The 26,627-nt window shown below is 67.8% G+C and carries 25 protein-coding genes, 1 tRNA gene and 1 pseudogene; 10 read left to right on the top strand and 17 right to left on the bottom strand.

Annotated elements, in window-relative coordinates; translation table 11 throughout:
- Nucleotides 1-74: 74 nt before the first annotated feature.
- The 6 genes from rho to argS all read right to left on the bottom strand — a co-directional run bounded on the left by rho (nucleotide 75) and on the right by argS (nucleotide 8,894).
- Nucleotides 75-2,189, bottom strand: coding sequence for a transcription termination factor Rho (rho, locus tag N536_RS0124825; RefSeq protein WP_029116091.1), 2,115 nt, complete (start codon nucleotides 2,187-2,189; stop codon nucleotides 75-77).
- 267 nt (nucleotides 2,190-2,456) lie between these two features.
- The gene (gene thrB, locus N536_RS0124820) at nucleotides 2,457-3,401 is read right to left on the bottom strand and encodes a homoserine kinase (RefSeq protein WP_029116090.1); all 945 of its coding nucleotides are present in this window, start codon (nucleotides 3,399-3,401) and stop codon (nucleotides 2,457-2,459) included.
- An 18-nt stretch (nucleotides 3,402-3,419) separates the two neighbouring features.
- Nucleotides 3,420-4,502, bottom strand: a complete 1,083-nt coding sequence (thrC, locus tag N536_RS0124815; protein WP_029116089.1) for a threonine synthase — start codon at nucleotides 4,500-4,502, stop codon at nucleotides 3,420-3,422.
- Nucleotides 4,499-5,824 (bottom strand): homoserine dehydrogenase, encoded by a 1,326-nt coding sequence (locus tag N536_RS0124810; protein WP_029116088.1) that lies wholly within the window; start codon nucleotides 5,822-5,824, stop codon nucleotides 4,499-4,501. The genes thrC and N536_RS0124810 overlap by 4 nt, the downstream gene beginning before the upstream one ends.
- A complete protein-coding gene (gene lysA / locus N536_RS0124805; protein ID WP_369798469.1) occupies nucleotides 5,821-7,206 on the bottom strand; it encodes a diaminopimelate decarboxylase in 1,386 nt (461 codons plus the stop codon). The genes N536_RS0124810 and lysA overlap by 4 nt, the downstream gene beginning before the upstream one ends.
- A gap of 35 nt (nucleotides 7,207-7,241) precedes the next feature.
- Nucleotides 7,242-8,894, bottom strand: a complete 1,653-nt coding sequence (gene argS / locus N536_RS0124800; protein ID WP_029116086.1) for an arginine--tRNA ligase — start codon at nucleotides 8,892-8,894, stop codon at nucleotides 7,242-7,244.
- Between the two features lie 160 nt (nucleotides 8,895-9,054).
- On the opposite strand from argS, the gene N536_RS0124795 reads away from it, so the two are divergent.
- Nucleotides 9,055-9,130 (top strand) — tRNA-Arg (locus N536_RS0124795).
- Between the two features lie 185 nt (nucleotides 9,131-9,315).
- Here the strand turns inward: N536_RS0124795 and N536_RS0124790 are convergent.
- Nucleotides 9,316-10,509 (bottom strand): ROK family transcriptional regulator, encoded by a 1,194-nt coding sequence (locus tag N536_RS0124790; RefSeq protein ID WP_029116085.1) that lies wholly within the window; start codon nucleotides 10,507-10,509, stop codon nucleotides 9,316-9,318.
- A 100-nt stretch (nucleotides 10,510-10,609) separates the two neighbouring features.
- Between N536_RS0124790 and N536_RS0124785 the strand changes: the two genes are divergently transcribed.
- Together N536_RS0124785 and N536_RS39370 are read left to right on the top strand one after the other, a co-directional pair.
- Nucleotides 10,610-11,740: an MFS transporter gene (locus N536_RS0124785; protein WP_051574741.1), complete on the top strand. Its 1,131-nt coding sequence runs from the start codon at nucleotides 10,610-10,612 to the stop codon at nucleotides 11,738-11,740.
- A gap of 225 nt (nucleotides 11,741-11,965) precedes the next feature.
- On the top strand, nucleotides 11,966-12,631 hold the full coding sequence (locus tag N536_RS39370) for a hypothetical protein (RefSeq protein ID WP_051574740.1): 666 nt from the start codon (nucleotides 11,966-11,968) through the stop codon (nucleotides 12,629-12,631).
- Here N536_RS39370 and N536_RS0124775 read toward each other — a convergent pair.
- Entirely contained in the window at nucleotides 12,628-12,906 is a 279-nt protein-coding gene (locus N536_RS0124775) for a hypothetical protein (RefSeq protein WP_029116083.1), read from the bottom strand. The two genes, N536_RS39370 and N536_RS0124775, sit on opposite strands and share 4 nt — an antisense overlap.
- Nucleotides 12,907-13,689: 783 nt before the next feature.
- Between N536_RS0124775 and N536_RS0124765 the strand changes: the two genes are divergently transcribed.
- The gene (locus tag N536_RS0124765) at nucleotides 13,690-14,880 is read left to right on the top strand and encodes a serine/threonine-protein kinase (RefSeq protein ID WP_029116082.1); all 1,191 of its coding nucleotides are present in this window, start codon (nucleotides 13,690-13,692) and stop codon (nucleotides 14,878-14,880) included.
- On the opposite strand, the gene N536_RS0124760 is transcribed toward N536_RS0124765, so the two are convergent.
- The 3 genes from N536_RS0124760 to N536_RS0124750 all read right to left on the bottom strand — a co-directional run bounded on the left by N536_RS0124760 (nucleotide 14,877) and on the right by N536_RS0124750 (nucleotide 18,032).
- Complete coding sequence (locus tag N536_RS0124760) at nucleotides 14,877-16,079, bottom strand: Cmx/CmrA family chloramphenicol efflux MFS transporter (protein ID WP_029116081.1); 1,203 nt, start codon at nucleotides 16,077-16,079, stop codon at nucleotides 14,877-14,879. The two genes, N536_RS0124765 and N536_RS0124760, sit on opposite strands and share 4 nt — an antisense overlap.
- A gap of 286 nt (nucleotides 16,080-16,365) precedes the next feature.
- Nucleotides 16,366-17,043, bottom strand: coding sequence for a DUF899 domain-containing protein (locus N536_RS0124755; RefSeq protein ID WP_029116080.1), 678 nt, complete (start codon nucleotides 17,041-17,043; stop codon nucleotides 16,366-16,368).
- Between the two features lie 107 nt (nucleotides 17,044-17,150).
- Nucleotides 17,151-18,032 (bottom strand): LLM class flavin-dependent oxidoreductase, encoded by an 882-nt coding sequence (locus tag N536_RS0124750; protein WP_029116079.1) that lies wholly within the window; start codon nucleotides 18,030-18,032, stop codon nucleotides 17,151-17,153.
- Between the two features lie 151 nt (nucleotides 18,033-18,183).
- On the opposite strand from N536_RS0124750, the gene N536_RS0124745 reads away from it, so the two are divergent.
- Nucleotides 18,184-18,594 (top strand): VOC family protein, encoded by a 411-nt coding sequence (locus N536_RS0124745; RefSeq protein WP_029116078.1) that lies wholly within the window; start codon nucleotides 18,184-18,186, stop codon nucleotides 18,592-18,594.
- 1 nt (nucleotide 18,595) lies between these two features.
- Here N536_RS0124745 and N536_RS0124740 read toward each other — a convergent pair whose 3' ends face one another.
- Nucleotides 18,596-19,021 carry a DoxX family protein gene (locus N536_RS0124740; RefSeq protein WP_029116077.1) on the bottom strand — a complete coding sequence of 142 codons (426 nt, stop codon included), beginning with the start codon at nucleotides 19,019-19,021 and terminating at the stop codon, nucleotides 18,596-18,598.
- Between the two features lie 151 nt (nucleotides 19,022-19,172).
- Between N536_RS0124740 and N536_RS0124735 the strand changes: the two genes are divergently transcribed.
- The 4 genes and pseudogenes from N536_RS0124735 to N536_RS39365 form a co-directional block, all read left to right on the top strand.
- Entirely contained in the window at nucleotides 19,173-20,486 is a 1,314-nt protein-coding gene (locus N536_RS0124735; protein ID WP_029116076.1) for a histidine kinase, read from the top strand.
- A complete protein-coding gene (locus tag N536_RS0124730) occupies nucleotides 20,474-21,118 on the top strand; it encodes a response regulator transcription factor (protein ID WP_029116075.1) in 645 nt (214 codons plus the stop codon). Before N536_RS0124735 ends, N536_RS0124730 begins: the two co-directional genes overlap by 13 nt.
- A 19-nt stretch (nucleotides 21,119-21,137) precedes the next feature.
- Entirely contained in the window at nucleotides 21,138-22,049 is a 912-nt protein-coding gene (locus tag N536_RS0124725; protein WP_029116074.1) for a hypothetical protein, read from the top strand.
- Between the two features lie 183 nt (nucleotides 22,050-22,232).
- Nucleotides 22,233-22,598 (top strand): annotated as a pseudogene (locus N536_RS39365) (transcriptional regulator); the annotation flags it as partial.
- Nucleotides 22,599-22,676: 78 nt separating this feature from the next.
- Here N536_RS39365 and N536_RS0124715 read toward each other — a convergent pair.
- From N536_RS0124715 to N536_RS0124705, 3 genes are read right to left on the bottom strand one after another with little or no spacing between them, the layout of a single operon-like run.
- Entirely contained in the window at nucleotides 22,677-23,063 is a 387-nt protein-coding gene (locus N536_RS0124715; RefSeq protein WP_231514621.1) for a hypothetical protein, read from the bottom strand.
- A gap of 38 nt (nucleotides 23,064-23,101) precedes the next feature.
- Nucleotides 23,102-24,127 (bottom strand): RNA polymerase subunit sigma-70, encoded by a 1,026-nt coding sequence (locus N536_RS0124710; protein ID WP_081809363.1) that lies wholly within the window; start codon nucleotides 24,125-24,127, stop codon nucleotides 23,102-23,104.
- Complete coding sequence (locus N536_RS0124705) at nucleotides 24,124-24,531, bottom strand: PPOX class F420-dependent oxidoreductase (RefSeq protein ID WP_029116070.1); 408 nt, start codon at nucleotides 24,529-24,531, stop codon at nucleotides 24,124-24,126. The genes N536_RS0124710 and N536_RS0124705 overlap by 4 nt, the downstream gene beginning before the upstream one ends.
- A 77-nt stretch (nucleotides 24,532-24,608) precedes the next feature.
- On the opposite strand from N536_RS0124705, the gene N536_RS0124700 reads away from it, so the two are divergent.
- Nucleotides 24,609-25,031: a nitroreductase family deazaflavin-dependent oxidoreductase gene (locus tag N536_RS0124700; protein ID WP_029116069.1), complete on the top strand. Its 423-nt coding sequence runs from the start codon at nucleotides 24,609-24,611 to the stop codon at nucleotides 25,029-25,031.
- 21 nt (nucleotides 25,032-25,052) lie between these two features.
- Here the strand turns inward: N536_RS0124700 and N536_RS0124695 are convergent, their stop codons facing one another.
- On the bottom strand, nucleotides 25,053-26,069 hold the full coding sequence (locus N536_RS0124695; RefSeq protein WP_029116068.1) for a nitronate monooxygenase: 1,017 nt from the start codon (nucleotides 26,067-26,069) through the stop codon (nucleotides 25,053-25,055).
- Nucleotides 26,069-26,599: a GNAT family N-acetyltransferase gene (locus N536_RS0124690; RefSeq protein ID WP_029116067.1), complete on the bottom strand. Its 531-nt coding sequence runs from the start codon at nucleotides 26,597-26,599 to the stop codon at nucleotides 26,069-26,071. The genes N536_RS0124695 and N536_RS0124690 overlap by 1 nt, the downstream gene beginning before the upstream one ends.
- Nucleotides 26,600-26,627 lie beyond the last annotated feature (28 nt).

Here is a 26,627-nt window from a genome sequence, read left to right as displayed (position 1 = left end):
ACTAGTGCGTGGGTCAAAAAACGGCGGAAGCCCCGCACACGTGCGTGTGCGGGGCTTCCGTCGTCGTTCGGGTTTTAGTCGGAATCCATGTTTCCCGGCGTGGTCTTGGAGACCTGGACCAGGAACTCATAGTTCGTCTTGGTCTTGCGCAGCTGGCTCATCAGCAGGTCGATGGCCTGATGCGAATCCAGCCCCGACAGGACACGACGCAGCTTGTGCACGACCGAGAACTCATCCGGGCCGAGCAACAGCTCGTCCTTACGGGTGCCTGACGGGTTGACGTCGACGGCCGGGAACACGCGGCGCTCGGCGATCTTGCGATCGAGCTTGAGCTCGGCGTTGCCGGTGCCCTTGAACTCCTCGAAGATGACCGTGTCGCCGGTGGACCCCGTTTCGACCATGGCCGTGGCGATGATCGTCAGCGAGCCGCCGTCCTCGATGTTGCGCGCCGCGCCGAGGAAGCGCTTCGGCGGGTACAGCGCGGTCGAGTCGACACCACCGGACAGGATGCGGCCGGACGCGGGCGACGCGTTGTTGTACGCGCGACCAAGGCGGGTGATCGAGTCCAGCAGGACGACGACGTCGCTGCCCTGCTCGACGAGCCGCTTGGCCCGTTCGATCGCCAGCTCCGCGACCGCGGTGTGATCTGACGGCGGGCGGTCGAAGGTGGAGGCGATGACCTCACCCTTCACCGACCGCTGCATGTCGGTCACTTCTTCGGGTCGCTCGTCGACCAGGACCACCATCAGGTGGCATTCCGGGTTGTTCGTGGTGATCGCGTTGGCGATCGCCTGCAGAATCATGGTCTTGCCGGCCTTGGGCGGCGACACGATCAGTGCGCGCTGTCCCTTGCCGATCGGCATGATCAGGTCGATCACGCGGGGCGTCAGCCGGTCCGGAGTGGTCTCGAGGCGCAGCCGCTGGTTCGGGTACAGCGGGGTGAGCTTGCCGAATTCGGGGCGCTTCTTGGCGTCCTCGATCGATCCGCCGTTGATGGTGTCGAGGCGGACCAGCGGGTTGAACTTCTGGCGCGGGTTCTGATTGCCGCCACCGCCGGTGCCTTCGCCCTCGCGGGAGATCCGGACCGCACCGGTCACGGCGTCGCCGCGGCGCAGGCCGTTCTTGCGGACCATGTTCATCGACACGTAGACGTCGTTCGGTCCGGCGAGGTAGCCCGAGGTACGGACGAACGCGTAGTTGTCGAGCACGTCGAGGATGCCTGCGACGGGCTGGACGACGTCGTCTTCGCGCAGTTCGGTGTCGCGGTCGCCACCGCCGGTCTCGCCGCCACGCTCACCGCGCCGCCTGCGGTCACGGAATCGACGGCCCCGGCGACCCTGGCGGCCGTCGTCGTCATCGTCGTCGTTGTTGTTGCGGTTGCCGCCGTCGTTCGACCGGTTGCCGCCACCCTGGTTGCCACCGTCGTTGGAGCGATTGCCACCGCCCTGGTTGCCACCGTCATTGGAGCGGTTGCCACCGCCCTGGTTGCCACCGTCGTTCGAGCGGTTGCCACCGTCGTTCGACCGGTTGCCGCCGTCGTTGGAGCGATTGTCCTGGCGGGAGTTCTGGCGCTTCTCGTCAGCCTTGTCGTCGGACCGGGGCGGTTTCGTCTCGGTCTCGGCCTTGGCTTCGGTCTTGACCTCGGGGGCCTCGTCGACCTTGGGGGCCTCGTCGACCTTGGTTTCGGTCTTGGCGGTCTCGGTCTTGGCGTCAGCCTTGGCTTCGGCCTTGGTCTCGGCGGTGCCGTCGGCCTCGGCGGGCGGCGCGGCCTGGCGCGAGGCACCGCGGCGTTCGCGGCGCGGCCGGGTCGGCTGTTCGGCAGGCGCCGCGGCGCCGTTCTCGGCAGGCGGAGCTTCGACGGCCGGGGCCGGCGCGGCCTGCGTGGCGCTACCGCTGGTCTCGCCGCGGTGCTCGCGGATGGCCGCGATCAGCTCGCTCTTGCGCATGCCGGAGGAGCCCTTGATGCTCAGCTGGTTGGCGAGCGCCCGTAGATCGGGCAGCACCATCCCGGTAAGCGAGGCGCTGCGATCGCCACGATCGCCCGAGGCGACGTCGGCGGTAGGCGCGGTCTCGACAGCAGCCGGCGCAGCGGGCTCCTTGGAGGCAACCTTCGCAGCGCTGTCTGAATTCACGGAGTCCGGCAACTCGATGTCGCTGCCGCCAGCCGTGAAGAGGTCCGTATCAGTCACGGATTTCCTTTCTTTCCCCCGCTGATTCGCCTCAAGCGAGGGTTCGTCGCGCTCAGCCAAACAGCTGAGTGCGGAGGTCAAGCCGTCGCCAATGCAACGGTGATCGCCGGGTTTCGCCGCGATACGGCGAACCGTCATCCACGAGAAGAATTGGTGGTCGTCCTAGTGTCGGCGCGGGCAAAGCCGCTGCGATTGCTGGACGAAAGCGAGAATAGCCCGCATCGGTGTGGGAAGCAAGAATCACCCCTGATTCGCGTGTGACGCGTGTCAACTGCGAATCGGCACACCGGACGTCCAGCGGACGCCCTGCCCGACCGACATCTCGCTGACGGAGAACCCATGCGCGGTGCCGAACTCCAGGGCTTCGGCCGGCAGTTCCGACTCCGTGCTGAACGCGATAACCGCAGGTCCAGCCCCAGAAAGCACCGCTGGTACCCCACAACGCCGCAGAAGCGCGAGATATTCCGCGGAGGCGGGCATGGCCGCCGCCCGCTGCGCCTGGTGCAGCCTGTCCGCGGTGGCCGCCATGAGCAGATCGGGCCGTTCCGTCAATGCCACCACCAGCAGGGCGGCGCGGCTGAGGTTGAACCGCGCGTCGACGTGGCTCACCTGTTCGGGAAGCAACACCCGGGTCTCGGCCGTGGACGAGCGGACCTGCGGGATCGCGGGAAACAGGTGGATGTCGGGGTGCAGGCGCAGCGGCGCTGCCGCGTAACGGGCCGCGGGACCCTCGCCATCGGTCCACGACACCACCGCCCCGCCCAGTACCGCGGCGGACGCGTTGTCCGGGTGACCCTCGAACTCCGACGACAACTGGATGAGTTGGTCGTTTGTCAGCGGTGTCGAATCGGATTGCGCGACAAGCCCGTTGGCGACGGCTATGCCGCCGACCACCGCTGCAGCCGACGATCCGAGGCCACGGGAGTGCGGAATGTCGTTGCGGCAGCGAACGATCAGGCCGGCAGCGCTTACCCCCGCCGCGGCCAATCCGCTTTGGATGGCTCGGACGACGAGGTGCGAAGAGTCCAACGGAACCTGGCCCGCGCCTTCCCCCTCGACCTCGACGACGAGTCCGGATCCGGTTGTCTCGACGTCGATCTCGTCATAGAGGCTGAGCGCGAGGCCGAGGCTGTCGAAGCCGGGCCCCAGGTTCGCACTCGACGCCGCGACCACGGCGTTGGCCGCCAGGCCGGCAGGCAGAATCCGCGTCACTCTGGACTATCCACTCCGCTAGACCAGTCCGAGCTTGGCGACGACTGCGACGGGGTCCACCGCAACGGCCTCGACGACGGGGATGCCCTTCAGCGCGGTGTCCGGATCCTTGAGCCCGTTGCCGGTCACCGTGCACACCACCGTGGAGCCAGGCTTCACCCACCCGTCCTCGACCGACTTGAGCAGCCCCGCGATGCTGGCCGCAGACGCCGGTTCGACGAATACCCCTTCGGAGCGCGCCACCAGGTGGTAGGCGGCGAGGATCTCGTCGTCGGTGGCGGCCAGGAACCGGCCCTCGGACTGCTGCTGCGCCTCGACGGCCTGCGTCCACGACGCCGGCGCACCGATCCGGATCGCCGTGGCGATGGTCTCGGGATTCTTGACCGGCTCACCCAGGACCAATGGCGCTGCGCCCGCGGCCTGCGTGCCCAGCATGCGGGGCAGCCGGTCGGACAGGCCGTCGCGGTGGTACTCGGTGTAACCCTTCCAGTACGCGGTGATGTTGCCCGCGTTGCCGACCGGCAGCGCGTGCACGTCGGGCGCGGTTCCCAGCGCGTCGACGATCTCGAACGCCGCGGTCTTCTGGCCCTCGATGCGGTACGGGTTCACCGAGTTCACCAGCGCGATGGTCGGGAAGTCGGAGGTCAGCTTTCGGGCCAGTTCCAGGCAGTCGTCGAAGTTGCCGTCGACCTGAATGATCTTGGCGCCGTGCATCACCGCCTGCGCGAGCTTGCCCATCGCGATCTTGCCCTGCGGGATCAGCACGGCGCAGGTGATGCCTGCTCGTGCCGCGTACGCCGCGGCCGAGGCCGATGTGTTGCCGGTGGACGCGCACAGCACCGCCTTCTGGCCGCGGGCCACCGACTCGGTGACGGCCACCGTCATGCCGCGGTCCTTGAACGAGCCTGTCGGGTTGAGGCCCTCGACCTTCAAATGCACTGTGCAGCCGGTGAGTTCGCTGATCTGCTTGGCGTGGATCAGCGGTGTGCCGCCCTCGAGCAGGGTGATGGGCGTCCACTGCGGGTCGATCGGCAGCCGGTCGCGGTACGCCGCGATCAGGCCGGGCCACGGTTGGTGTACGGCGGTACGGGCATGGCTCATTCGCTGGTTCCTTCCAGGCGGAGCACGCTGTTGATGTTCTGCACGACGTCGAGGTCGGCCAGCGCGGCCACGGTGTCCGACAGTGCGGCGTCCGTGGCCAGGTGGGTGACCACGACGATGCGGGCGCCGCAACGCTGACCGCCCTCGTCGACCATGCCTTCCTGGCGCACCTCGGCGATGCTGACTTCGCGCTTGCCGAATTCGGCTGCCACGGAAGACAACACGCCCGGCCGGTCGGCCACGTTCATGCTCACGTAGTAGCGCGTCGGGATGAAGCCGATGGGCGCGATCGGCAGCTGGGCGTACTTGGATTCGCGCGGTCCCCGACCACCCTGCACGCGGTTGCGGGCCGCCATCACCACGTCTCCCATTACCGCCGACGCCGTCGGGGCCCCGCCGGCTCCCTGACCGTAGAACATCAGCCGGCCCGCCGCCTCGGCTTCGACCACGACGGCGTTGAAGGCGCCGTTCACGGCTGCCAGCGGATGATCGAGCGGCACCAGCGCCGGGTACACCCGGGCCGAAACACGCTGCTGACCTTCGTCGTTGGTGAGTCGCTCGCAGATGGCCAGCAGCTTGATGGTGCAGCGCAGTGCCCGCGCGGACTCGAAGTCGGCGGCGCTGACCTTGGTGATGCCCTCGCGGTAGACGTCGTCGGCGGTCACCCGGGTGTGGAACGCGATGGATGCCAGGATCGCGGCCTTGGCCGCTGCGTCGTAACCCTCCACGTCAGCGGTGGGGTCGGCCTCGGCGTAGCCGAGCGCACTGGCGTCGGCGAGTGCCGAGTCGTAGTCCGCACCGGTCTCGTCCATCGCGGAGAGGATGAAGTTCGTGGTGCCGTTGACGATTCCGGCGACCCGCAGCACGCTGTCGCCGGCCAGGGATTGCGTCAGCGGACGGATTACCGGGATCGCGCCGGCAACCGCTGCCTCGAAGTAGAGGTCGACGCGGGCGAGTTCGGCGGCCTGCGCGAGTTCACCGGTGGACTGCGCCATCAGCGCCTTGTTCGCGGTCACCACCGACTTGCCGAGTTCGAGCGCCGTCAGGATCGCCTTGCGCGCCGGTTCGACCGGCCCCATCAGTTCGACGACGATGTCGACGTCCTCGCGGGACACCAAGGCGTCGACGTCGTCGGTGAGCAACTCGATCGGCACGCCGCGGTCGGCGGCGACGCGGCGAACGCCGATACCCCGCAACTCCAGGGGCGCACCGATGCGCGCGGCGAGGTCGGTGGCGCTCTCCTCGATGATGCGCACCACCTCGCTGCCAACGTTGCCCAGCCCCAACACCGCGATGCCGACGGGCTTTTCCGTTTCACTCATTGACCACTCACCTCCAAGCTCAGTAGATCCTCGACCGTTTCGCGACGGAGGATCAGTCGTGCCTTCCCGTCCCGCACGGCGACCACGGCGGGCCGACCGAGCAGGTTGTAGCGGCTCGACATCGAATAGCAGTACGCGCCGGTGGCGGCGACGCCGATCAGGTCCCCTGGCGTGACGTCGTCGGACACCCACGTGTCGCGAACGACGATATCGCCACTCTCGCAATGCTTTCCGACGATGCGCGCCAGCGTGGGCGGCGCGTCGCTGAGTCGGGACACCAGGCGTGCGTCGTATTCGGCACCGTAGAGCGACGTCCTGATGTTGTCGCTCATCCCCCCGTCGACGCTGACGTAGCGGCGGTGCGCGGTCGGACTGACTGCGACGTCCTTGACGGTGCCCACCTCGTAGAGCGTGATGGTGCCGGGACCGGCGATGGCCCGGCCCGGCTCGACGACCAGCCGCGGCGCCGGCAGTCCGACGGCGGCCGATTCGTTCTCGACGATGGCGCTCAGCTTGGCGGCCAGGTCCTCGACCGGCGGCGGATCGTCCTGCGGCAGATACGAGATGCCAAGGCCGCCACCGAGGTCGACGGTGGAGATCTGTGCGGTCTTCGCGACGCCGAACTCGGCCACGACGTCGCGCAGCAGCCCGATCACCCGGTGGGCGGCGAGCTCGAATCCGTCGACGTCGAAGATCTGCGACCCGATGTGGCTGTGCAGGCCGACCAACCGGAGGTTGTCGGCGGCGAACACGCGGCGCACCGCGTCCATCGCCGCACCGCTGGCGAGCGACAGCCCGAACTTCTGGTCTTCGTGGGCGGTCGAGATGAATTCGTGGGTGTGGGCCTCGACGCCGACGGTGACGCGCACCAGGACGTCCTGCACGATGCCGGCCGCTCCGGCGATGGCGTCCAGGCGTTCGATCTCGGTCAGCGAGTCCAGCACGACGTGCCCGACACCCGCCTTCACCGCGGCGACCAGTTCGGGGACCGACTTGTTGTTGCCGTGCAACGCGATTCGCTCGGCGGGGAAGCCGCCGTGCAGCGCCACCGCGAGTTCGCCGCCACTGGCGACGTCGAGCGAGAGGCCTTCCTCGTCGATCCAGCGCGCGACTTCCGAGCACAGGAACGCCTTGGCGGCGTAGCGCACGTACTCACCACCGCCGAACGCGGCGGCGATGTCGCGGCAGCGCGACCGGAAGTCGTCCTCGTCGATCACGAACAGCGGGGTGCCGTACTCCTCCGCCAGCGTCGTCACCGGGATGCCCGCGATGGACACGACGCCGTGTTCACCGCGGATGGCGTTGCGCGGCCACACGTTCGGGGCGAGCATCAGCATGTCCGTGGCCGACTGTGGACGCGCGGGTGCCCCGCCGTGGTGGATCTCCTCGGCGTGCCGTGGTCCGGCGGGGTGTGCGTTCACATGCGCTCCGGGGCGCTGACGCCGAGGATCTGCAGACCGTTGGCGATGACCTGTCGGGTGGCGGCGCACAACGCCAGCCGCGCGGCGTGCAGGTCGCCAGGTGCCTCGTCACCGAAGGGCAGCACCCGGCAGGAGTCGTAGAACCGGTGGTAGTCGCCGGCCAGGTCCTCGAGGTAGCGGCACACGCGGTGCGGTTCACGAAGGGAGGCAGCGGATTTCACGATGCGGGGGAACTCGCCGATGCTGCGCATCAGCTTGCCCTCCCGGTCGTGGGTGAGCAGTTCCAGATGCGCTGTGTCGGCGGCGATTCCGAGTTCTGCGGCATTGCGTGCCAGCGCCGAGAGCCGGGCGTGGGCGTACTGCACGTAGTAGACGGGGTTCTCGGCCGACGCGCTCGACCACAGCTGCAGGTCGATGTCGATCGGCGTGTCGACCGAGCTGCGAATGAGGCTGTACCGACTGGCGTCGACGCCGATGGCCTCGACGAGGTCGTCGAGCGTGATGACGGTGCCTGCCCGCTTACTCATCTTCAGCGGCTGGCCGTCGCGCACCAGGTTGACCATCTGGCCGATGAGCACCTCGACGGTGTCGGGGTCGTCACCGAGCGCCGCGGCGGCGGCCTTGAGCCGGGCGATGTAGCCGTGGTGGTCGGCGCCGAGCATGTAGATGCACAGGTCGAAGCCGCGCTGCCGCTTGTCCAGGAAGTAGGCGAGGTCACCGGCGATGTAGGCGGCGTTGCCGTCGCTCTTGATGACGACGCGGTCCTTGTCGTCGCCGAATTCGCTGGTGCGCAACCACGTTGCGCCGTCCTTCTCGTAGATGTTGCCGGTCTCGCGCAGCTTGGCGATGGCCTGATCGACCCGGCCGCTGGTGTGCATCGAGTCTTCGTGGGTGTACACGTCGAAGTCGGTGCCGAATTCGTGCAGCGATTCCTTGATGTGGGTGAACATCAGGTCGACGCCGATGGCGCGGAACGTCTCGTGCTGCTGGTCGGCGGGCTGCTCGAGCGCGTCAGGCGCCTGGGCGATCACCTGGGCCGCGATGTCGGCGATGTAGCTGCCGGCGTAGCCGCCCTCGGGCGCGGGCTCGCCCTTGGCGGCGGCGATCAGCGAGTTGGTGAACCGGTCGATCTGCGCACCGTGGTCGTTGAAGTAGTACTCCCGGACCACGCCGGCGCCCTGGGTGGCCAGCAGGCGGCCGAGCGCGTCGCCGACCGCGGCCCACCGGGTGCCGCCGATGTGGATGGGCCCGGTGGGGTTGGCGGAGACGAACTCCAGGTTGATGTTCTTGCCCGCGAGCTCGTCGGAGCCGCCGTACGCGGCGCCTGCCGACAACACGTTGTCGACGACGACGGCCTGCGCGGACGCCTCGATGCGCAGGTTGACGAAGCCGGGGCCGGCCACCTCGGCCGCGGCGATGCCGGGGCTCGCGACCAGGGCGTCGGCCAGCCAACCGGCGAACTCGCGGGGGTTGGCGCCGGCCTTCTTGCCGACCTGCAGGGCCAGGTTGGTGGCGTAATCGCCGTGCTCTGGGTTGCGGGGGCGCTCGACGGTCACGGTCGCGGGCAGCGCCGCGGTGTCGAGGCCGTGGTCGGCCAGGACCGCGGCGGCGGTGGTCTTGAGCAGCTCTGCCAGGTCGGCGGGGGTCACGATGGACCATCCTATGGTCTGGTGTGGTCACGCCCCGAATCCATTCTTTGGTGCACGGACGCAGGGACCGGCACGACGGAGCAGTGACGCGGGGTGCGAATGGGGCTGCAACCATGCGTTAGGCTGTCGGAGCCCAAAGGCGCACCGGTTTCACCACTGCGCCCCCGTAGCTCAGGGGATAGAGCGTCCGCCTCCGGAGCGGAAGGCCGCAGGTTCGAATCCTGCCGGGGGCACCACGCCAAGAACCAGCTCTCACCAGCAGGTATAGGGCGGATCGGCTGACCTGGCCCGCAGGGCCCAACAATCTTCCAACCATCTGCAGCTGGCTGCCCGCCTCGACGCGGCATCGAAGCGGTTGCAGGCCTCGGCGGGACGCGTTCTCGTCGCGGATCCGATCGAGACGATCGCGCGCAATTGAACTTCAGACACGTTGACTGCCAACCCAATCCGCGAGCTCGCTGGCAGTGGTGACATGGTCGAACGCCAGCGCGACAGCGCCATGCAGCGGCCCGTCCTCACCGTGCTCAGCTTCGCGCACTGGAGGAGGAAAGCCTTTACGAAACGCCATCAGCGCCCCGAGGTACGCCTCGTCAAAAGCCTGAGGCGCGACGGCCCGCAGTGGCGCCGCGACGCCGCCCAACGTGACGACGTCAGGGTCGTGCACATTGACGTAAGCACCGGTACCGCGGCCGAGTGACGCAGCGACGGCTTCAAATGCCCGGCGGGTGGACTCGTCTCGGACGGGCATGCCGAGCAGTTCGTGCACGTACTCAACCGCGTCGACCGGTGGCGCATCACCGCGATGCCTGGCCAACGCGCGCCCGTCGACGGTGAGATCCCAGCAGCCCCGCGCACCGCACGGACAGACCAGTGCCGGGTCGCCGAACGGGACGTGGCCGTATTCGCCTGCCGCACCATGCGCGCCGGTCAGCGGCTCGCCGTTGACAACCAAGGTGCCGCCGACGCCTTCCGCGACCATCAGATACAGCGCGGTCGGGGCCGAGCGGGCCGCGCCGGTGCGGGCCTCGGCCAACCCGGCGAGCGTGGCGTCGTTACCCAGCAACAGCCTGATGCCGGCACGCTCGGGGATCTTCGCGGTCAACACCGAAAGATCTGCGTCGCGCCACCCGCGAGGCGTGAACTGGCCGAGCTTGGCACCGCTGATGGGCCCTGCAGCCGAGACCGCGATTGCCCTGAGTCGCTTGGACTTCCGTCGGTAGATCGCGCCGATCGCATTCGCTATCGGCGTGAGCACGGCGTTCACATCCTCACCCACATACCCGGCTTGCGTCACGATCTGAGGCGAGCCGTCGAGATCGGCAACAGCCAGGCGCCAATCCGCCGCGCGCAGGTCGACGGCGAGCACCAACGGCCCCTCAGCGTGCGGGCCGAGCACCGTCGTCGGCCTGCCGCGCCCCTTGCTCGGTGCGGGCGTCTCGTCGAGCAGACGGGCTTGACGCATCCGCGCCACGAGTTCGGTGGCGCCGCCGCTGCCGATGCCCAGCCGCTGCGCTGCCGCCGCCCGAGTGATGCCCGGCTCGGAGCGCAGCAGTGCGATCAGTTGAGCTGCGCCCAGCCATCGCATCTGTGCTGCTTGCCGCGGTTTCCGTGCCATCGACGGTAGTATCCCACTTGAATATGCTCGTTGGTCGAGTATTTTAGGGTGGGTGAGTTCATCCGCTGAACGCCTTACCGGGTACGGACTTCGCGCGAGCATGCCGGGGCTGCTGTCGCTCGGCCTTGCCTCCTGCCTGGCGGTGACGACCGAAATACTGCCCGTGGGGCTGCTGCCCGGCATCGGCGCGACGTTCGCGGTGTCCGACTCTGTCACCGGGCTCCTGGTCAGCCTCTATGCCGTAATGGTCGCCGCGCTCGCGGTGCCGCTGACCTTCGCCACCTCGAGGTTCGGTCGCAAGCCCCTGCTGCTCACGACCCTGTTGGGTTACGCGACGAGCAATGCGCTGGTGGCCGCCGCGCCAGTATTCGCCGTTGTCGCTATCGGCCGGACACTTGGCGGGATAACGCATGCGCTGTTCTTCTCGTTGGTGATCGGATACGCGCCACGACTCGTGTCGAGGGCCGATGTCGGGCGCGCGCTCGCCATCGCCGCCAGCGGCGCCACGACCGGCATGGTGCTCGGTTTGCCGCTTTCGACGTCGTTCGGTACCGCGGCCGGCTGGCGGGCGCCCTTCACACTTCTCGCCGTGCTGTCGATTCTCACGTTCCTTGTCGTGCGCCGGTTGCTGCCGAGTCTGAATCACGAGTCGGCCTCCGGCGAGTCCGCCGGTTCCGGTCGCCGCGCACTGACAGCGGTATCGGCGTCGAACTTGTTGGCGTTTCTCGGACAGTTCACGGTGTACACCTTCATCAGCCTGCTGCTGCTGTCCAGTGGAGTCAGCCCTGCCCTCGTCGGCCCGATCCTCCTGGTGTGCGGCGCATGTGAGTTGCTCGCATTGTGGTGGGCGGGAAGGAATCTCGATCGAAGCCCGCGACGAGCCGCCGTGGTCCTCCTGGTCGTGGTCATCGCAGCGGTCCTCGCGCTCGGCGGCACCTGGCCGACTCTGGTGACGGTACTAGTCGCAACCGTCATCTGGAATGGGGCATTCGGCGGTTTGCCGTCGATCTACCAGGCGTGTGCGGTACGGACACACGCGCTGTCGCCCGAACTGGCAGGCGCGTGGGTGAACGCCACTGCCAACGCCGGCATTGCCGGCGGGGCGGCCCTTGGCGCTGGCCTGCTGCAGACGATGGGCTTGGCGTCGTTGCCGTGGGTGGGCGCGGCGCTCATAGCCTCCAGTTTCGCGGTAGTCCTACTGTCTCCCAAGGCTTTCCCGGCATCGGCTTGAGGTCCGGCCTCCACGCCGCGTTGCAGTAACCGGTCGCGGACGTCGAGCGTGTAGCGATCGTCGATCTGATGCCACCGAACGAATGGCTCTGCGCACACCCTCCTCCTCGACTTCGGCGAGCAGCGCCGCGAATCCCTCGGTCTTGTCGCGGAAGCGGTGCTAGAACGCGCCTTTACTGGATCCGGCGCGACTAGTCTGTATCCACCTTCCGCGGAATGAGACGTGATGTCACTGATCGACGCTTTCGGACTTGCCAGCGGGATTTTCTGGATCATTACCTACGCGTGCGTGATACGGCAGGGCCTGCTCGACCGCACCTACGCGATGCCGTTCCTCGCGCTGGCGATGAACATCACCTGGGAATTCCTGTTCACCTTCGTCTATCCGTCCGTCGGCGGGATCATGCAGGAAGGCATCAACGCAGTCTGGTTCGCCGCCGACGTCGCCATCCTCGCCATCTTCCTGAAGTACTGGCGCTCCGACTACGCGAAAAGCCTTCCGCAGACGTATTTCTGGCCCATGTTCGCGTTTACCTTCGTCATGGTCACCCCGATGATGGTCGCCACGGTGTCGGTTTTCGGGCGCGAGAACGGCTCCGTCTACACGGCGTTCGTCGACAACCTCGTCATGTCAGCGCTGTTCTTGAGCATGCTCGTACGCCGCGGAGACCGGCGAGGCCAGAGCATGTGGATCGCCTGGGGCAAGCTGCTGGGCACCTTGACCGCCTCGGTCTCGCAGTACCTCTACGACCCGGGGAACGTCCTCTGGCTGGTGATCTACATCGAGATCCTGGTCCTGGACGCGCTTTACGTCGTCCTGCTGTCGAAAGCGCCCAAGTATCGACGCGACGGGGTGGACCCCCCAGTCGTGCCGCTGCAGTCGTATGGCTAGCCGCCGCCGGTCACGGGGTTCGACGACAGCGTGATGAACTGACCGTTCTTCCAGACGCCCCAGCGGCCGCCCCATCCGGAGAACCACACGACCGGTTCCCCGTTCCAGGTCTCTGCCGGCTTGCGGGGCGCCCAGTCCGGCGGCACTTCCCCCACGACGGGCGCCGGCGGCGGTGGCGCGGGTTCCGCGCTCGCCGTGGCACCGAAGCCCAGCGTCGCTGCGATGAAGCCGCCGGCTACGGCGGCGGCGGTCAGGCGGGATCTCAGCACGGACATTCGCAACACTCCAGGTATCGAGGTGATTCCGGTTTGCTTAGCAGACATAACCAATCTACGTCATGCGCCTTGGCCCCACCCGCTGGGCACCGCCGATCCGGATCCCCGCCGTTGCGCCGCTAATCGTCGTGGTCGCCGTGCCCATGGCCGTGGCCCCAGCCCCCGCCGCGCCAGCGCGGACCGTCATACCAATCGCCGCGCCACCCGGGCACGTCGACGCATGCTTGCGCGTATCCAAACGGGCCGGTCACACACAGGCCCGGGTCTGCTGACGCCGGGGCGGCGCCGGCAAACCCGATCACCACGGGCACAGCCACTGCACCAAGACCCACAACGGCCGTCCTGAGCATTCTCGCCGACTTCACAACACACCTCCGAACTCTTCGCCGCACGACGACCCTGCGCAAAATCGCAGCATCTGCCCGCGCGGCCGCACTTGCAACGACTAGAACACGAGCTATCCAGGATATGTTCCAACAGGATCGTACCGGCGTCGACGGTCGAAGTGAACTGGTGAACCACTGACTCCGACAACGCAATTCACCGACAAACCTCGCCCACCGATCCCTCTCGATGCAACCGCGGGTATGCGATCGCGTGACATGGTGACTGTGCATCTGCGTACGGCGCGACGGCGTGTTGCGTACGACATTGCACACTCGGCAACTATCGGTGTGACGCGGGTAGCGATGCTGCCGTTACTGCCGTCTCCGGTTCGTTGCTCGGTGAGGTGACCAGCACCGCTGGTGCCGCACGCCCATCCCCTGCGTTAGCGTTGGCATCATGACGGCGCCGGTCATGCTCGCCGGCCGCTACGAACTGCGGGGGGTTCTGGGACGCGGCGGCTGGGCCGAAGTCCACGACGGGTGGGACACCCGTCTAGACCGCGCTGTCGCCATCAAGCTGCTCTACGCGCGTTTCAGCGCCGATCCGGCCAACCGGCGCCGCTTCGAGGCCGAAGCCCGCGCCGCGGCGTCGCTCAGTCACCCCAACATCGTCGCCGTGCACGACTACGGCGAGCACGACGGTGCGCCGTTCATCGTGATGGAGCGGCTGCCCGGCAACACACTGGCCGACGCGATCGCCCGGGGGCCGATGCCTCAGCAGCTCCTCCGCGACGTCCTCGCGGACGTGCTCGCCGCGCTGACGGCCGCGCATGACGTCGGCATCCTGCACCGCGACGTCAAGCCGGGCAACATCCTGTTCACCACGTCGGGTCACGTAAAGGTCGCCGATTTCGGCATCGCGAAGACCGCCGGCTCTGAACCCACGGCCAGCGGGCAGATCATGGGCACGATGGGTTACGTCAGCCCCGACCGACTGGAGGGCAAGCCCGCGACTGTCCTCGATGACGTGTATTCCGTCGGCGTACTGGGCTACGAGGCGCTCACCGGCCGCCCACCCTTCCGGCACGACAACATGGGCGCCCTCGCCAGGGCGATTCTCTCCGAACAACCGCCGCCCATCTTGGCATTGCGACCGGATGCGGATCCGGCCTTGGTGGCCGCCATCGACCGTGCGATGACGCGCGACACTCTGCACCGATTCCAGAGCGCGCGACAGATGCGGGCGGCGTTGTCCGACAACGTTTCCCGGCCATTGGTCGCCGGTCCGCCTGCCGCTGCGGTGCGGCCACCGACGATGGTGCTGACCTCGGTGCCACCGCCGCCGGCGACCTTCGTCCCGATGCCGCCACCCCGACGGAACCGGCCGAGCCGGAAGCAAACCTTGATGGCCGTGGCCGCGGTGCTCGCCCTCATCCTCGGCAGCATCCTGATCTTCGCGGACGATCCGCCGCCGACACCCCGACCCGTGACGACGAGCACTCCGGTTCCCACGACGACGACGACGACCACGACCACGCCGCCGCCACCCACCACGTCGGCAGAATTCGAGGAGGGCCCGAAGGGGCCAGGGAAGGACAAGAAGGGCGGCCAGGGCAAGAAGGGCAAGGGCGAAGGGCACGGCGGTTAGCCGGCGGCCTCCGACCCTAGGCATTCCGACGGCGAGCCAAGCGTTCGCGGTGCGATGACCCGCAGCAGCGGCAAGGCGACGACCAAGGCAAGGGCAACCAGGATGCTGCTCACCCATACGGGTCCGGTGTAGCCGACGTGAGCGTCGAGGGCTGCTGCCGCAACGGCAGGGCCACCCGCGGCGCCGACGTTGAGCGCCGCGGTCGCGTAGGCCCCACCCATCGTGGGTGCGCTCGCCGCCTCGTAGAGAACTCTCGCGATGAGTGTGCTGCCGACGGCGAAGGACAGAGCTCCCTGAACGAACACCAGGACCAAGAGCCCTACCGGCCGGTCGGCGAAAATCGCCAACCCGACCCAGCCGAGAAACAGGAGTGGCCCACCCGCCGCCACGGTCAGACCGGGACGATGGTCCGACAGTCGTCCCGCGACGGTGATGCCGAGGAACGACCCCACTCCAAAGAGCATGAGGGCCACCGAAACCCACGGAATTCCCATACCGGCGGTATCGGTGACGAGCGGCGCCAGAAAGGCGAACGTGGCGAAGGTGGCCGCGTTGACCAGGCCGCCAAGCCCCATCACCAGAGCAAGTCTGACAGTTGTCAGCTGCGCGAGCTCAGTCCGCAGCGATGGCGCATCACCCGTGCTTTCGGCAGCAGGGGCTGCCGGGATGCCCATCACGATGCCGACCGCAGCCGGTATGCAGAGCATTGCAATCGCCCAGAAGGTCGCCCGCCAGTCGAACAGTGTGCCGAGCATCGCACCGCCCGGGACGCCCGCGATGGTCGCCACGGTCGTACCCGACAACAGGACCGCCAGCGCGCGACCCTTCTGATTGAACGGAACGAGCTCTGCCGCCGCGCGAAGTGCCACGGCGAGAAAGCCCGCGTTGGCCAAGGCGGCGATCACGCGAGTGGCCAACAGTATCTCGAAACTCATTGTCAGAGCACCGACTACGTGCGTCGCGGCGAAGACCAGGACGAAGCACAACAGACTTGCTCTGGTGGGCCACCGACGCGCAAGGGCCGCAATCAGCGGCGCACCGACGACCATTCCGACCGCGAAGGCCGAGAGTAGAAGGCCGGCGGCCCCGACGGACACGTCAAGGCTGGTGGCGATGTCCGGAAGCAGGCCGCCGAGCATGAATTCGGAAGTGCCCATGGCGAATACGGCCAAGGCGAGAAGGTACAGCGAGATAGGCATTGGAGACTCCGAGATGAGTGAGGACGAAGAGGAGTCGTCTCGTCACCACGGTCGGCACCCGAACGCGCGCAATATCCCGGGCAGCAACGGCTGCCGGGATGCGATCTACGGACTCAGGGGTTCAGGGGGCTGACGGCGTGACCGAAAGCCCCCACCTTGGCTGCCTCAGGGCTCGACATTCCGCGAACCCTACTCAATTCACTGGTCGTCACACAACCGGAATTCTCCGAAAGACAGGACGCCGTGGGCCAATCCGATTGGCACGGGCGAAGCCGGAGGGCCGGCGTCAGTACGCGTCGTGCAGCCGCATCCATTCGTACGGCGGCTGCTGCGGCCAGTTCGGTGGGGAGTCCTCCCACGTTTCCTGGCGGCCGTACGGGGTCAGGTCGAGCAGATCCCACACCACCATGAACGACTCCTCGCCGCGGTCGAACGTCGACCAGGTGTGGAAGACGCGGTCACCGTCGCGGAGGAACACGCTGATCGCGTGACGCTCCTCGCCATCCACGGTCGTCCGGAAATCCTCATTGAACGTGGTCGACCCGGACGACACCCACGGCAGCGTCCACCCCATCCGGTCGCGGAATGCCAGCAGCGTGGCCAGCGGCGCGCGCGAAACCATCACGAACGACGTGTCTTTCGCGTACAGGTGCGACAACGGCCCGATGTGATCGGCCATCATCGAGCACCCGCTGCATCCTTCGTCCCAGTCGGCTCCGAACATGAAGTGCTGAACGATGAGCTGCCGTCGGCCGTCGAACAGGTCGAGTAGCGACACGGGACCACTCGCGCCGGTGAACGTGTACGGCTCGGTCATCTCCACCATCGGGAGGCGTCGACGGGCGGCGCTGACCGAGTCCTTGAGTCGGGTCAGCTCTTTTTCCCGGACCAGCAATTCAGCGCGCACCTTCTCCCACTCGGAACGCGAGACGACGGGCGGCAGTGGCGTCGGGCTCGTTGGCATTGACTCTCCAGCGTCGAGGACGGTGTGCACCCCAGACTTCCAAAGGTCAGCGCAACTTGCAACTCTCCAGTTGCAGTAGCGTCATTCAACCGGCTGCTGCGGTGAGCTCAGGCGAACTCCTTGACCACCTCTGCAACGCGGCGCAGCTGGTCGATGTTGGAGCTCGTCGGGATCAGGTGCACTTCGTCAGTGCCGATGTCCTCGAACCGGTGCAGTACGGCGAGGAGTTCCTCGTCGGTGCCTGCCCATCCGGTGGTCGGCGCCATGGCGTCGACGATCTCGGCGGGAATCCAGTTCATGTACCGCCGGAGGTGCCGATGCACCTGCCCGCGGGCCTCCTCGGCGTCACCGAGCGCGAACCAGAACGACGTCGCCAGGTGCGGCTTGGGCTTGCCCGCCTCGGCCCATGCCGTGCGGGCGACGTCGTACAGCTCGTTCTGCTTGTCGACGTCGAGATCGAGGGTGGTGCCCGCCAGTCCCTCGGCCCACGTCGCCGCGCTGCGCAGCGTCTTGGGGCCGAGGCTGCCGACCAGCAGTCGCGGGCCGCCGGACTGCGCCGGTGGCGGGCCGACCGGCAGCACCGATTCGGTGATCTTCTCGCCCGCCCAGACCCGTTTCATGATGGCGACCCGGTCGGCCATGTCCCGGATGGTTTGCGTGGCCGGATCGGCGCCGACGGCCTGGTAGTCCTCATGCCGACCGCCGACGCCCAACCCGACGCTCAGCCGACCGCCACTGAGCATGTCGCCGGTGGCCAGCGCCTTGGCCAGCATGACGGGGTCGTGCAGTTGCGGAACGATCACCGTCGTCACCAGGCGCACCCGGTCGGTCAGCGCCGCCAACGCTCCGAGCAGCGTCAGCGAATCCGGGTTGTCGAACGCGATCCGCTCGCCCCAGCACAGCGACGAGAACGGTCCGCCGTCGACGACGCGCGCCCACGACGTCAGCGTGGCGGCGTCGAGGTTGGGTTCCATCACCGGCATCGTCATCCCGATCTGCACGTCCGGATTCTGACACGGGCTGATGGGGACGACGGCCGGCGGACGGCGGAAGTCGCTGCAAGGCGGGCAAACGAGATGCCCGCCGCGCCCGCCCCAACCCCCGGCTCGCGGCGAGCGCCCCCGCTGGCAGCATTGGCTCGTGATCAACGCGAACGCCGTGGCCCACATCCGCCTGACGGTCACCGACATCGAACGGTCCCGGAAGTTCTACGAGAGCGTGTTCGGTTGGCCCGTGGCACTGGAGGTCCTGCCCGACGCCGACGACGCGACCCGCGAGCGGTTGAGCTTCCTGTTCGGCGGCGTGCTCTACAACCTCGGCGACTGTCTGATCGGGCTGCGGCCGGTCGCCACCGACCGGTTCGACGAGAACCGCGTCGGCCTCGACCACCTGTGCCTTCGGGTAGCGTCCAGAGCCGACTTGGTTTCGGCCGCAGCGCATCTCGATGATTTGGGTGTTGCCCACGAGCCGGTCAAGGACATCGGCCACGGCTACGTCCTCGAGTTCCGCGATCCGGACCACATCGCCCTGGAACTGTCCGCCCCCAAGTGATTCAACGGCGCAGTCCCGCGACCTTCAACAGCTCCGGCCGACGCAGGACCATGCCGACCCACATCAGCACGCCGAAGTACACGGCGAACAGGGTCGCGCTGAACAGCGGCGCCTCGACCCGCATGTTCGCCGTGACGGCGCCACCGAGGTAGGCGGTGATGCCGAGCGCGCCCAGCACGGCGGTGCGCGGAATGGCGTACACGATGACGCACAAGCTCAGCACGATGCCCATCACCAGCGCCTGGCCGGCGGGGAAGCCGAGCGCCGCGGTGCCCTCCTTGACCTGTTGTGCGCCCGCCAACTTGCCCGCGGCGTCGAACACCAGGAAGGCGCCGACGAGCGCGCTGATTCCGATGCCGACCTTCTGGCTCGTCGGCCGCTTCGTGTCGGCGGCGGTGGGGATGCTGGTTGAGGTTTCGATGGTCATGGTGGTTTCTCCTCGCTGGTGGGTGTTCCGTACCAGAGCAGACCGGGGGCGGCCGGAAAACTCATCGCGACCGGTGTGCGGGGGTTATCCCCCGCCAGAATCTCGGGGAATCGCCGTGTCGAGCGGGGCCGTCAGTCCATAGGTTGAAGGCATGGTTGCAGTCACCACCCCAGTCGACGCGGTTCCCGCGTCCCCCGTCACTACCGCCGAGACCCCGCGAGATCGACCGCTCGGTCTGGTCCCCACCGCGTCGATGATCACCGGCGCCGCGATCGGGGTGTTGTGGTTCTGGATTCCCCTGACACTGCTGATCATCGCCGTCTCCTCCATCCCGTCGGTGATCGGCTTCCTGCTCGCCGGCGTCGTCTTCGTCTACCTGATGCGTGGCGTCGAATGGGTGGAGCGGATGCGCAGTGAAGCGGTGTTCGGCCTCGGCATTCCCGTGCCGTACCGGAAGTTGTCCCATTACACCGGTTTTCAGCGGTGGGCCCACCAGTTGTGGCTCGACGTCAGCAGCGTCAGGTTCTGGAAGTCGGCCGCGCATCACTACCTGCGGCTGATCTACGACATCCTCGCCACGGCAGTCGCATTCGCGTTGTTGGCCTTCGCGTTCATCGGACCCGCGGCCGCGACCGCCATCAGCCGCAGCGACGACGCCGCCGGCCTGTCGTTCATCTCACCGCCGCTGGCATGGCTGCTGGCCGCCGTCGCGCTCGTTGCCGCCGCCGCGATCGTGGTGTTCGCACCTGCGGTGGACGCGGCCATCGACCGCTGGCTGCTGCGTCCGTCGCCCACCGCAGCGCTGCAGTACGAAGTGAGCGCGCTCAGCGACGCCCGGCAGGGCGCGGTGTCGTCGGCCCAGACCGAACGCCATCGCATCGAACGCGACCTGCACGACAGCGTCCAGCCGCGGCTGGTCTCGCTGGCCATGACGATCGGCCTGGCGCAGACCAAGCTGGACTCGGACCTCCCCACCGCCCGCACGCTCATCGCCGAGGCGCACGACGACGCCAAGAGCGCACTCGTCGAGTTGCGCAACGTGGTGCGGGGCATCGCGCCGACCATCCTGGCCGATCGAGGCCTCGACGCGGCACTGTCCGCCGTCGTGCAGCGCACCGAAACCGCCGGGGTGCCAACGGCATTGAACATCAACTTGCCGCACCGCCTTCCCGACGAAGTCGAATCGGTGGCGTACTTCGTCGTCGCCGAGGCACTGACCAACGTCGCCAAACATGCCCGGGCCACCCAGGCCGTGGTGACCGTGCGGTTCGATCCGCTGAGCAACGCCCTGCACGTCTCGGTGTTCGACGACGGCGTCGGCGGCGCGGGCGTCTCGGACGGAGACGATGCCACCGGGCTGCGCGGCCTCGAGGAACGCGTGCGCGCCGCCCGCGGCACCTTCACGGTGGCCAGCCCGGCCACCGGCCCGACCATCGTCACGGCGGTGCTGCCATGCGCATCGTGATCGCCGAGGACTCCGCGCTGCTGCGGACCGGCATCGAGCGCATCCTCACCGACGCCGGGCACGAGGTGGTTGCAGGGGTGTCGGATGCGACGGACCTGTTGCGCATCGTCAACGAGCTGCGGCCCGACCTCGCGATCCTGGACGTGCGGATGCCGCCGACGTTCACCGACGAGGGCATCCGGGCGGCCGCACTGCTGCGCAGCCAGAACCCGGAATCCCCGGTGCTGGTGCTGTCGCACTACGTCGAGGAGCGCTACGCCTCGGACCTGATCGCCTCGGACACCCGGGGATTCGGCTACCTGCTCAAGGACCGGGTGGCCGACGTGTCGACGTTCCTCGACGCCGTCGCCGTCATCAGCGGCGGTGGCACCGTGCTCGACCCGGAGGTCGTCTCGCAGATCTTGGTGCGGTCGCGTCGCCGGTCGGCCGTCGACCAGCTCACGCCACGTGAGCAGGAAGTGCTGCAACTGATGGCCGAGGGCAAGACCAATTCGGCCATCGCGTCGGCCCTGCACGTCTCGGTCGGCTCGGCCGAGAAGCACATCGCCTCGATCTTCACCAAGTTCGACCTCGCTCCCGACGACAGTGAGAACCGCCGCGTCCTGGCGGTCCTGCGCTACCTCGAATCCTGAACCGCCGAAAGGGCTTCCGATGACCTCCGCAGTAACAACCACCCCTCCCCCGCCGCCCGCGCCCGCCACGCCGCCGCCACTGACCCCCGGCGGCCGTACCGCGGTACGGGTGCTGCTCGTCGTGGCCGCCTCGGTGTTGGTGATCGGCACGGTCGCCGGCCTCGGCGTCTCCGCGTTCGGGCTCAGCGCCCTGCGCGTCACCAACGACACCAGTGCCCTTCCGGCAGGCATGCGATCGCTGACGATCGACACCACCGGTTCGCCGGCAATGGTCCACATCGTCGCCGACCGCAACGCCGCCGAACCCCGCGTCGACCTACGCCAGGTCGATTCGACGCGCTCGGCGCAGGCTGCTCTGAACGTCGTCAACGACGGCGCGGGCACGAAGGTCAGCTTCTCGGGACCGCACGGGGCCTTCATGGACTGGCATCGCGGTGGGGAGCTCACCGTGACGCTGCCGCCCGCGTTGGCCCAGCGGTTGTCGGTCACCGTGCAGCAGGAGGACGGCGCGCTGAGGGCCGACGCCGATCTGGACCAGCTGATCGCCCGGATGAGTGATGGAGCCGTGTTCCTGAGCGGCTCGGCACGACGGATCGAGATCGACAGCCGCGACGGCGCGGTGGTCACCCGCGATCCGATCTCGGTCACCGAGTCGATCAGGGTCGACAGCAGGGACGGCAAGGTCGGCCTGGACTTCAAGGACGCGCCACCGCGCACCGTCGACGTGACCGCCCGCGACGGCAGCATCGCCATCGCGCTGCCGGCCCCCGGTCCGTACCTGGTCAACGCCAGCACCGGCGATCGGGACGCGGCAGCCGTCGTCCGGGTGCCTCAGACGTCGGACCGCAAGGCAGCGGCGGGCGTGGTCACCGTACGGGCGGACGACGGCGACGTCGACATCACCACGCTGGGTCGCGGCGAGCACGAGTAGTCGTCGACCACCGGCACGTGAGCCACTCGTGAATCCGTCGAGCGATCATCGAAGGGGCGAAGGACCGTGAGTACGACATTGAGTACGACATTGAATACGACGTTGCCAAGGCTGGCCGATGACGAGCGCGCCCTCACCCGTCTGATTCGGGTGGCGCTGCGCTTCGAGGGCCGGGAAAACGACGACGAACTCGTCGCCCGGCTGCGCAGCGTGCTGCGGGAACTGACCGACAGGGAGTCAGCAGCGGACGAGGTGCTCACCGTCGGCGATCTCGAACTCGACGACGGGAGTCGGACCGTCACCCGAGCCGGCTCCCCGATCTCGTTGACCAGCACGGAGTTCGCGCTGCTGCGCTATCTCATGCGTCATCCGAAGCGGGCGCTGCGCCGCCAGCAGATCCTTGACCACGTCTGGAACTACGACTTCGGTGGCCGAACCGGCATCGTCGATCTCTACGTCTCGTATCTGAGGAAGAAGATCGACGCCGGACGCCCGCCCATGATTCACACCGTGCGCGGCATCGGATATCTGCTCCAGCCGGCGGAATGAAAGCCATTTAAAAAAATGGGAGTGTGACGCGGTGATCCTGCGTCACACTCCCATTCTCATTCAATGCACTTCTACCCGTCAGCATGCCAAGTCGACACGCACCGTCTTCGACAGAATCGTTTCACTCGGCGACGAACTCCCACGCGAATCGACGGTGCTGTAGGTCTGGCCCGGCTGGATCGAGGCCACCGTGCACGACGACGATGCCCCGGCTCCGGACCGGTTGACGATCACCGTATAACCGCTGGCCTCCAGCGTGCGCACCGTATCGTCAGCCGATGACGACCCGCTGGGCGCCGCGGTGGCGATCCCCGTCACGCCGAGCACCGAGGCCACCAAAGCGCCGGCAACAGCTGCCGGAATGGCGAAATTCTTCATTTTCGTAGTCCCCTTTTTATATTGGCGGAAACAATCCGCTGCGTACCGAATTCGACACCCTTCAGAGTAATTGAATTCAGCTCGCATTCGACGTTCTCAAAGGGGATTCAAATGTGTGAATCCGTTTAGCGGTCCAGCAGGTCCGGCAGCCCGAACATCGTGACCAGACGGGGATCGCCGAATACGACGATGCGGGCAATGCCGGTCGTGGTCACGACGAGCACGGCGACACCGAAGGCCCGCATCGCGCCATCCGCGTCGCGTTGATACGCCGCGGCGGCGGGTTGGCCGTTGGCGGCGACGCCGATCATCGACCAGTCGCCGGCCGCGCCAAGCACGTGGTCGGCGATGAAGGGCAGGCAGGTGGCCCGTCCCGCGAACCACGTTCGGGAGCCGACCATTTCGAGTGCGGCGTCGTGTCGCAACACCTCGGCCAGCGCGTCGGCATCCGCGTTGCCGAACGCGGCCATGTACCCATCGAGCAGGGCGCGCGCCTGTGGCGATGACGGCTCGACCACGTCGTCGGGACTCGGTGCCGCGTCCTTCATCCGCGCCCTCGCGCGCTGCAACGCGCTCTTCACCGCCGTCACGCTGGTGTCGAGCATGGCGGCCACCTCGGCGGCGGGGAAGGCCAGTACGTCCCGCAGGATCAGCACCGCCCGCTGCTGGGCGGGTAGGTGCTGCAGGCTCGCAATCAGCGCCAGCCGCAAGCCTTCTCGCGACGTCACGATGGCGGCGGGATCGTCGGACGGCGCGGTGACCCACGCATCGGGGATCGGCTCAATCCAGTCGACGTCCGCGGCCGACGGCGGCTGATTCGGGTCGTCGCTGGGCGCGCCCAGCCCCGAAGGCAGCACCCGTCGGCTGGTGTGGCTCAGCGCGGTAAGGCACGCATTGGTGGCGATCCGGTAGAGCCAGGTCCGCAGCGACGACCGGTTCTCGAAGGCGTCGTAGGACCGCCAGGCCCTGATGTAGGTCTCCTGGACGACGTCCTCGGCGTCGTGCGCCGAGCCGAGCATCCGGTAGCAGTGCGCAAGCAGCTCCCTGCGGAACGGCTCGGTATCGCGGGCGAAATCAGAACCGGAGGGCAGGAGCGGAGCGACCCGGGAATGAGAACCGGAGGGCAGCACCCGGCGATCGAGGTCGGTCATACCGCGGCCGGTACCGGCGGGAACTGATAGACCCGCTCCGCGGTGATCCGCACGATGAGCCGCTCGGCGTCCGGCTCGGGTGGGGGCGGGGTGCCGCCCATGTACCGGTCGTACATCTCGTGCAGCAGTCGCTTCTCGGGGTCCTCCGTGATCTCGACCGTGCCGCGAATTTCCACGTAGCGGCCCTTCTCGTTGCCGACGACCAGCAGGCTCACCCGCGGATCGCGGGCCATGTTCCGTGTCTTCAGACGTCCCTTGATGGTGCTGAACACCACCGTGTCACCGTCGCGCTTGACGAAGATCACCGAGGACTGGGGCCGCCCGTCACCGTTGGATGTCGCGATCATGGCCGTGTGTGGGCCGTCCAGAATCTCGCGGGCCGTGTCGTTCAGTTGTTGAGTCATGCCCATGTTGACCGCGGCGGACGCGAAAAGGAATCGGCCCGCGGAATATCTCGCCGACGATCGGTGTTTCGGGCTCCGTGACCGAAAACGCCGAATTGAGCCCGACGGACTGGGTGCGCGAGCAGACCGAAAAGATTTTGGAGCAGGGAACCACCGACGGTGTCCAGATCCTGGACCGTCCCGTGGTCCTGTTCACGACCACGGGCGCCAAGTCCGGCAAGAAGCGCTACGTGCCGTTGATGCGCGTCGAGGAGAACGGCAAGTACGCCATGGTCGCCTCCAAGGGTGGCGACCCGCAGCACCCCTCCTGGTATCACAACGTGAAGGCCAATCCGCAGGTGACGGCGCAGGACGGCGACAAGGTCGTCGAACTCACCGCCCGCGAGGTGGACGGCGAGGAACGCGAACATTGGTGGAAGCTCGCGGTCGAGGCCTATCCGCCCTACGCCGAGTACCAGACCAAGACGGACCGCCAGATCCCGGTCTTCGTCCTCGAGTAGCCGACCTCCTACGGAGGGCCTCTAGGCCAAGGCGGACATGATGTCGGCCACCGACGCCGCCTTGGCCTTCTGGAAGCCGGTGCCCGCCCAGACGTTGGTGCCGTGCGGATCACCGGCGCGCACGGCTGCGGCGCGCAGCGGGCTGGTCATGTAGTGGATTTCGGGGTAACCGAACGGCGCCTCGGCGTCGTGCTCGGTGATGAAGCGGTTACGCAGGCCCCGCGCGTACCGGCCGGAGAAGCAGCGGGTCACGGCGGTCTCGGTGAACTGTGGATCCTGCAGGGCGGCGCGGTGCACGGGGCTGCTGCCCGCTTCGTCGGCGAGTAGGAACGCGGTCCCCAGCTGGGCGGCGACCGCCCCGTACGCCATCACGTCGGCCACGTCGACTGCCGTCATCAGGCCGCCCGCGGCGATGACCGGCACGTCCAGTCCGACGGTCGTGGCTCGAAGTAGTTGCGCGAGCGGTTGGGTGGGCGGAGACGCCACGGGATCGAGCGTGCCGCGGTGCCCACCCGCCGCCGGGCCCTGCACCGCCACCGCGTCGACGCCGACGGCGACGGCCATCTGCCCTTCGGCCAGCGTGGTGACGGTGGACACCGTCGTCATGCCCGCGCCACGCAGCCGCTCACACTCGTCGGCGGAGGGCAGCCCGAACGTGAACGACACCACCTCGGGCTTGAGATCCAGCACCACCTCCAGCTTGGCCGCCCACTGGTCGTCGTCGAACCGCGGTTCCCCAAGGTTGACGGCGTAGCGCTCCGATTCGCCCTCGAGCTGTTGCGCGTACCGGTGGATCGCTTGTGGCAGTGCGGCACTGGGCTGCGGGACGAACAGGTTCACGCCCAGCGGACCCGACGTCAAACCGCGCGCCGCCGTGATCCGCTCGGCGAGTGCGTCGGCGCTGAGATAGCCCGCGGCCAGGAAGCCGAGGCCGCCGGCGTTGGTGCCTGCGGCGGCGAGCTCGGGGGTCGAGGGTCCGCCCGCCATGGGTGCGACGATCACCGGCACCGCCAGCGCGCGTAGATCCAGTCCGGCCATCACCGCACCGCCTTTCCAAACATCAGACAATCCTGCGGTTCCGGACCGAGATTGGGAAGCACCGCATATCGAGCGAGTTGGCCCTCGAGGTTGAGGCCGCAATGCCGGAGAACGCCAGCAGATCCCGCATTGTCGACGTGGCAGTGCGCCGAGACCCGGTACACGGCCGGGTCGCGGCGGGCCTCGTCGATCAGCACCTGCGCCACCTCCGACATGATGCCGCGCCGCCACCAGCGCCGGCCGAGGCAGTACCCGAGGTCCACGATGTGGGGTTGCGGCCGCCGCCAGCCGCACGTGCCGATCAGCTCACCGGTCTCGCGCCACTCGACGACCCAGGTCGGGTCATCGCCGACGTTGAAGAGCTCGGTGATCACGCGTCGAGTCTCGCCGATGTCCGGGTGCGGAGTCCAGGACAGATAACGCGTGACCTCGACGTCGGATGCCACCACGGCGAACATCGCCTCGGCGTCGTCGAGGTGCGGTGCTCGCAGCGTGACGCGTGGGCCGGTCAACGTCGGGGGGTTCGCCATCTCCCCATCCTGCAACGCTGGGCTGACG

This window comes from Mycobacterium sp. URHB0044 (assembly GCF_000620625.1).
In the GTDB taxonomy this organism is placed as follows: domain Bacteria; phylum Actinomycetota; class Actinomycetes; order Mycobacteriales; family Mycobacteriaceae; genus Mycobacterium.
Note: the sequence above shows the minus strand (reverse complement) of the source record. Positions and strands in the feature narration are given on the sequence as shown.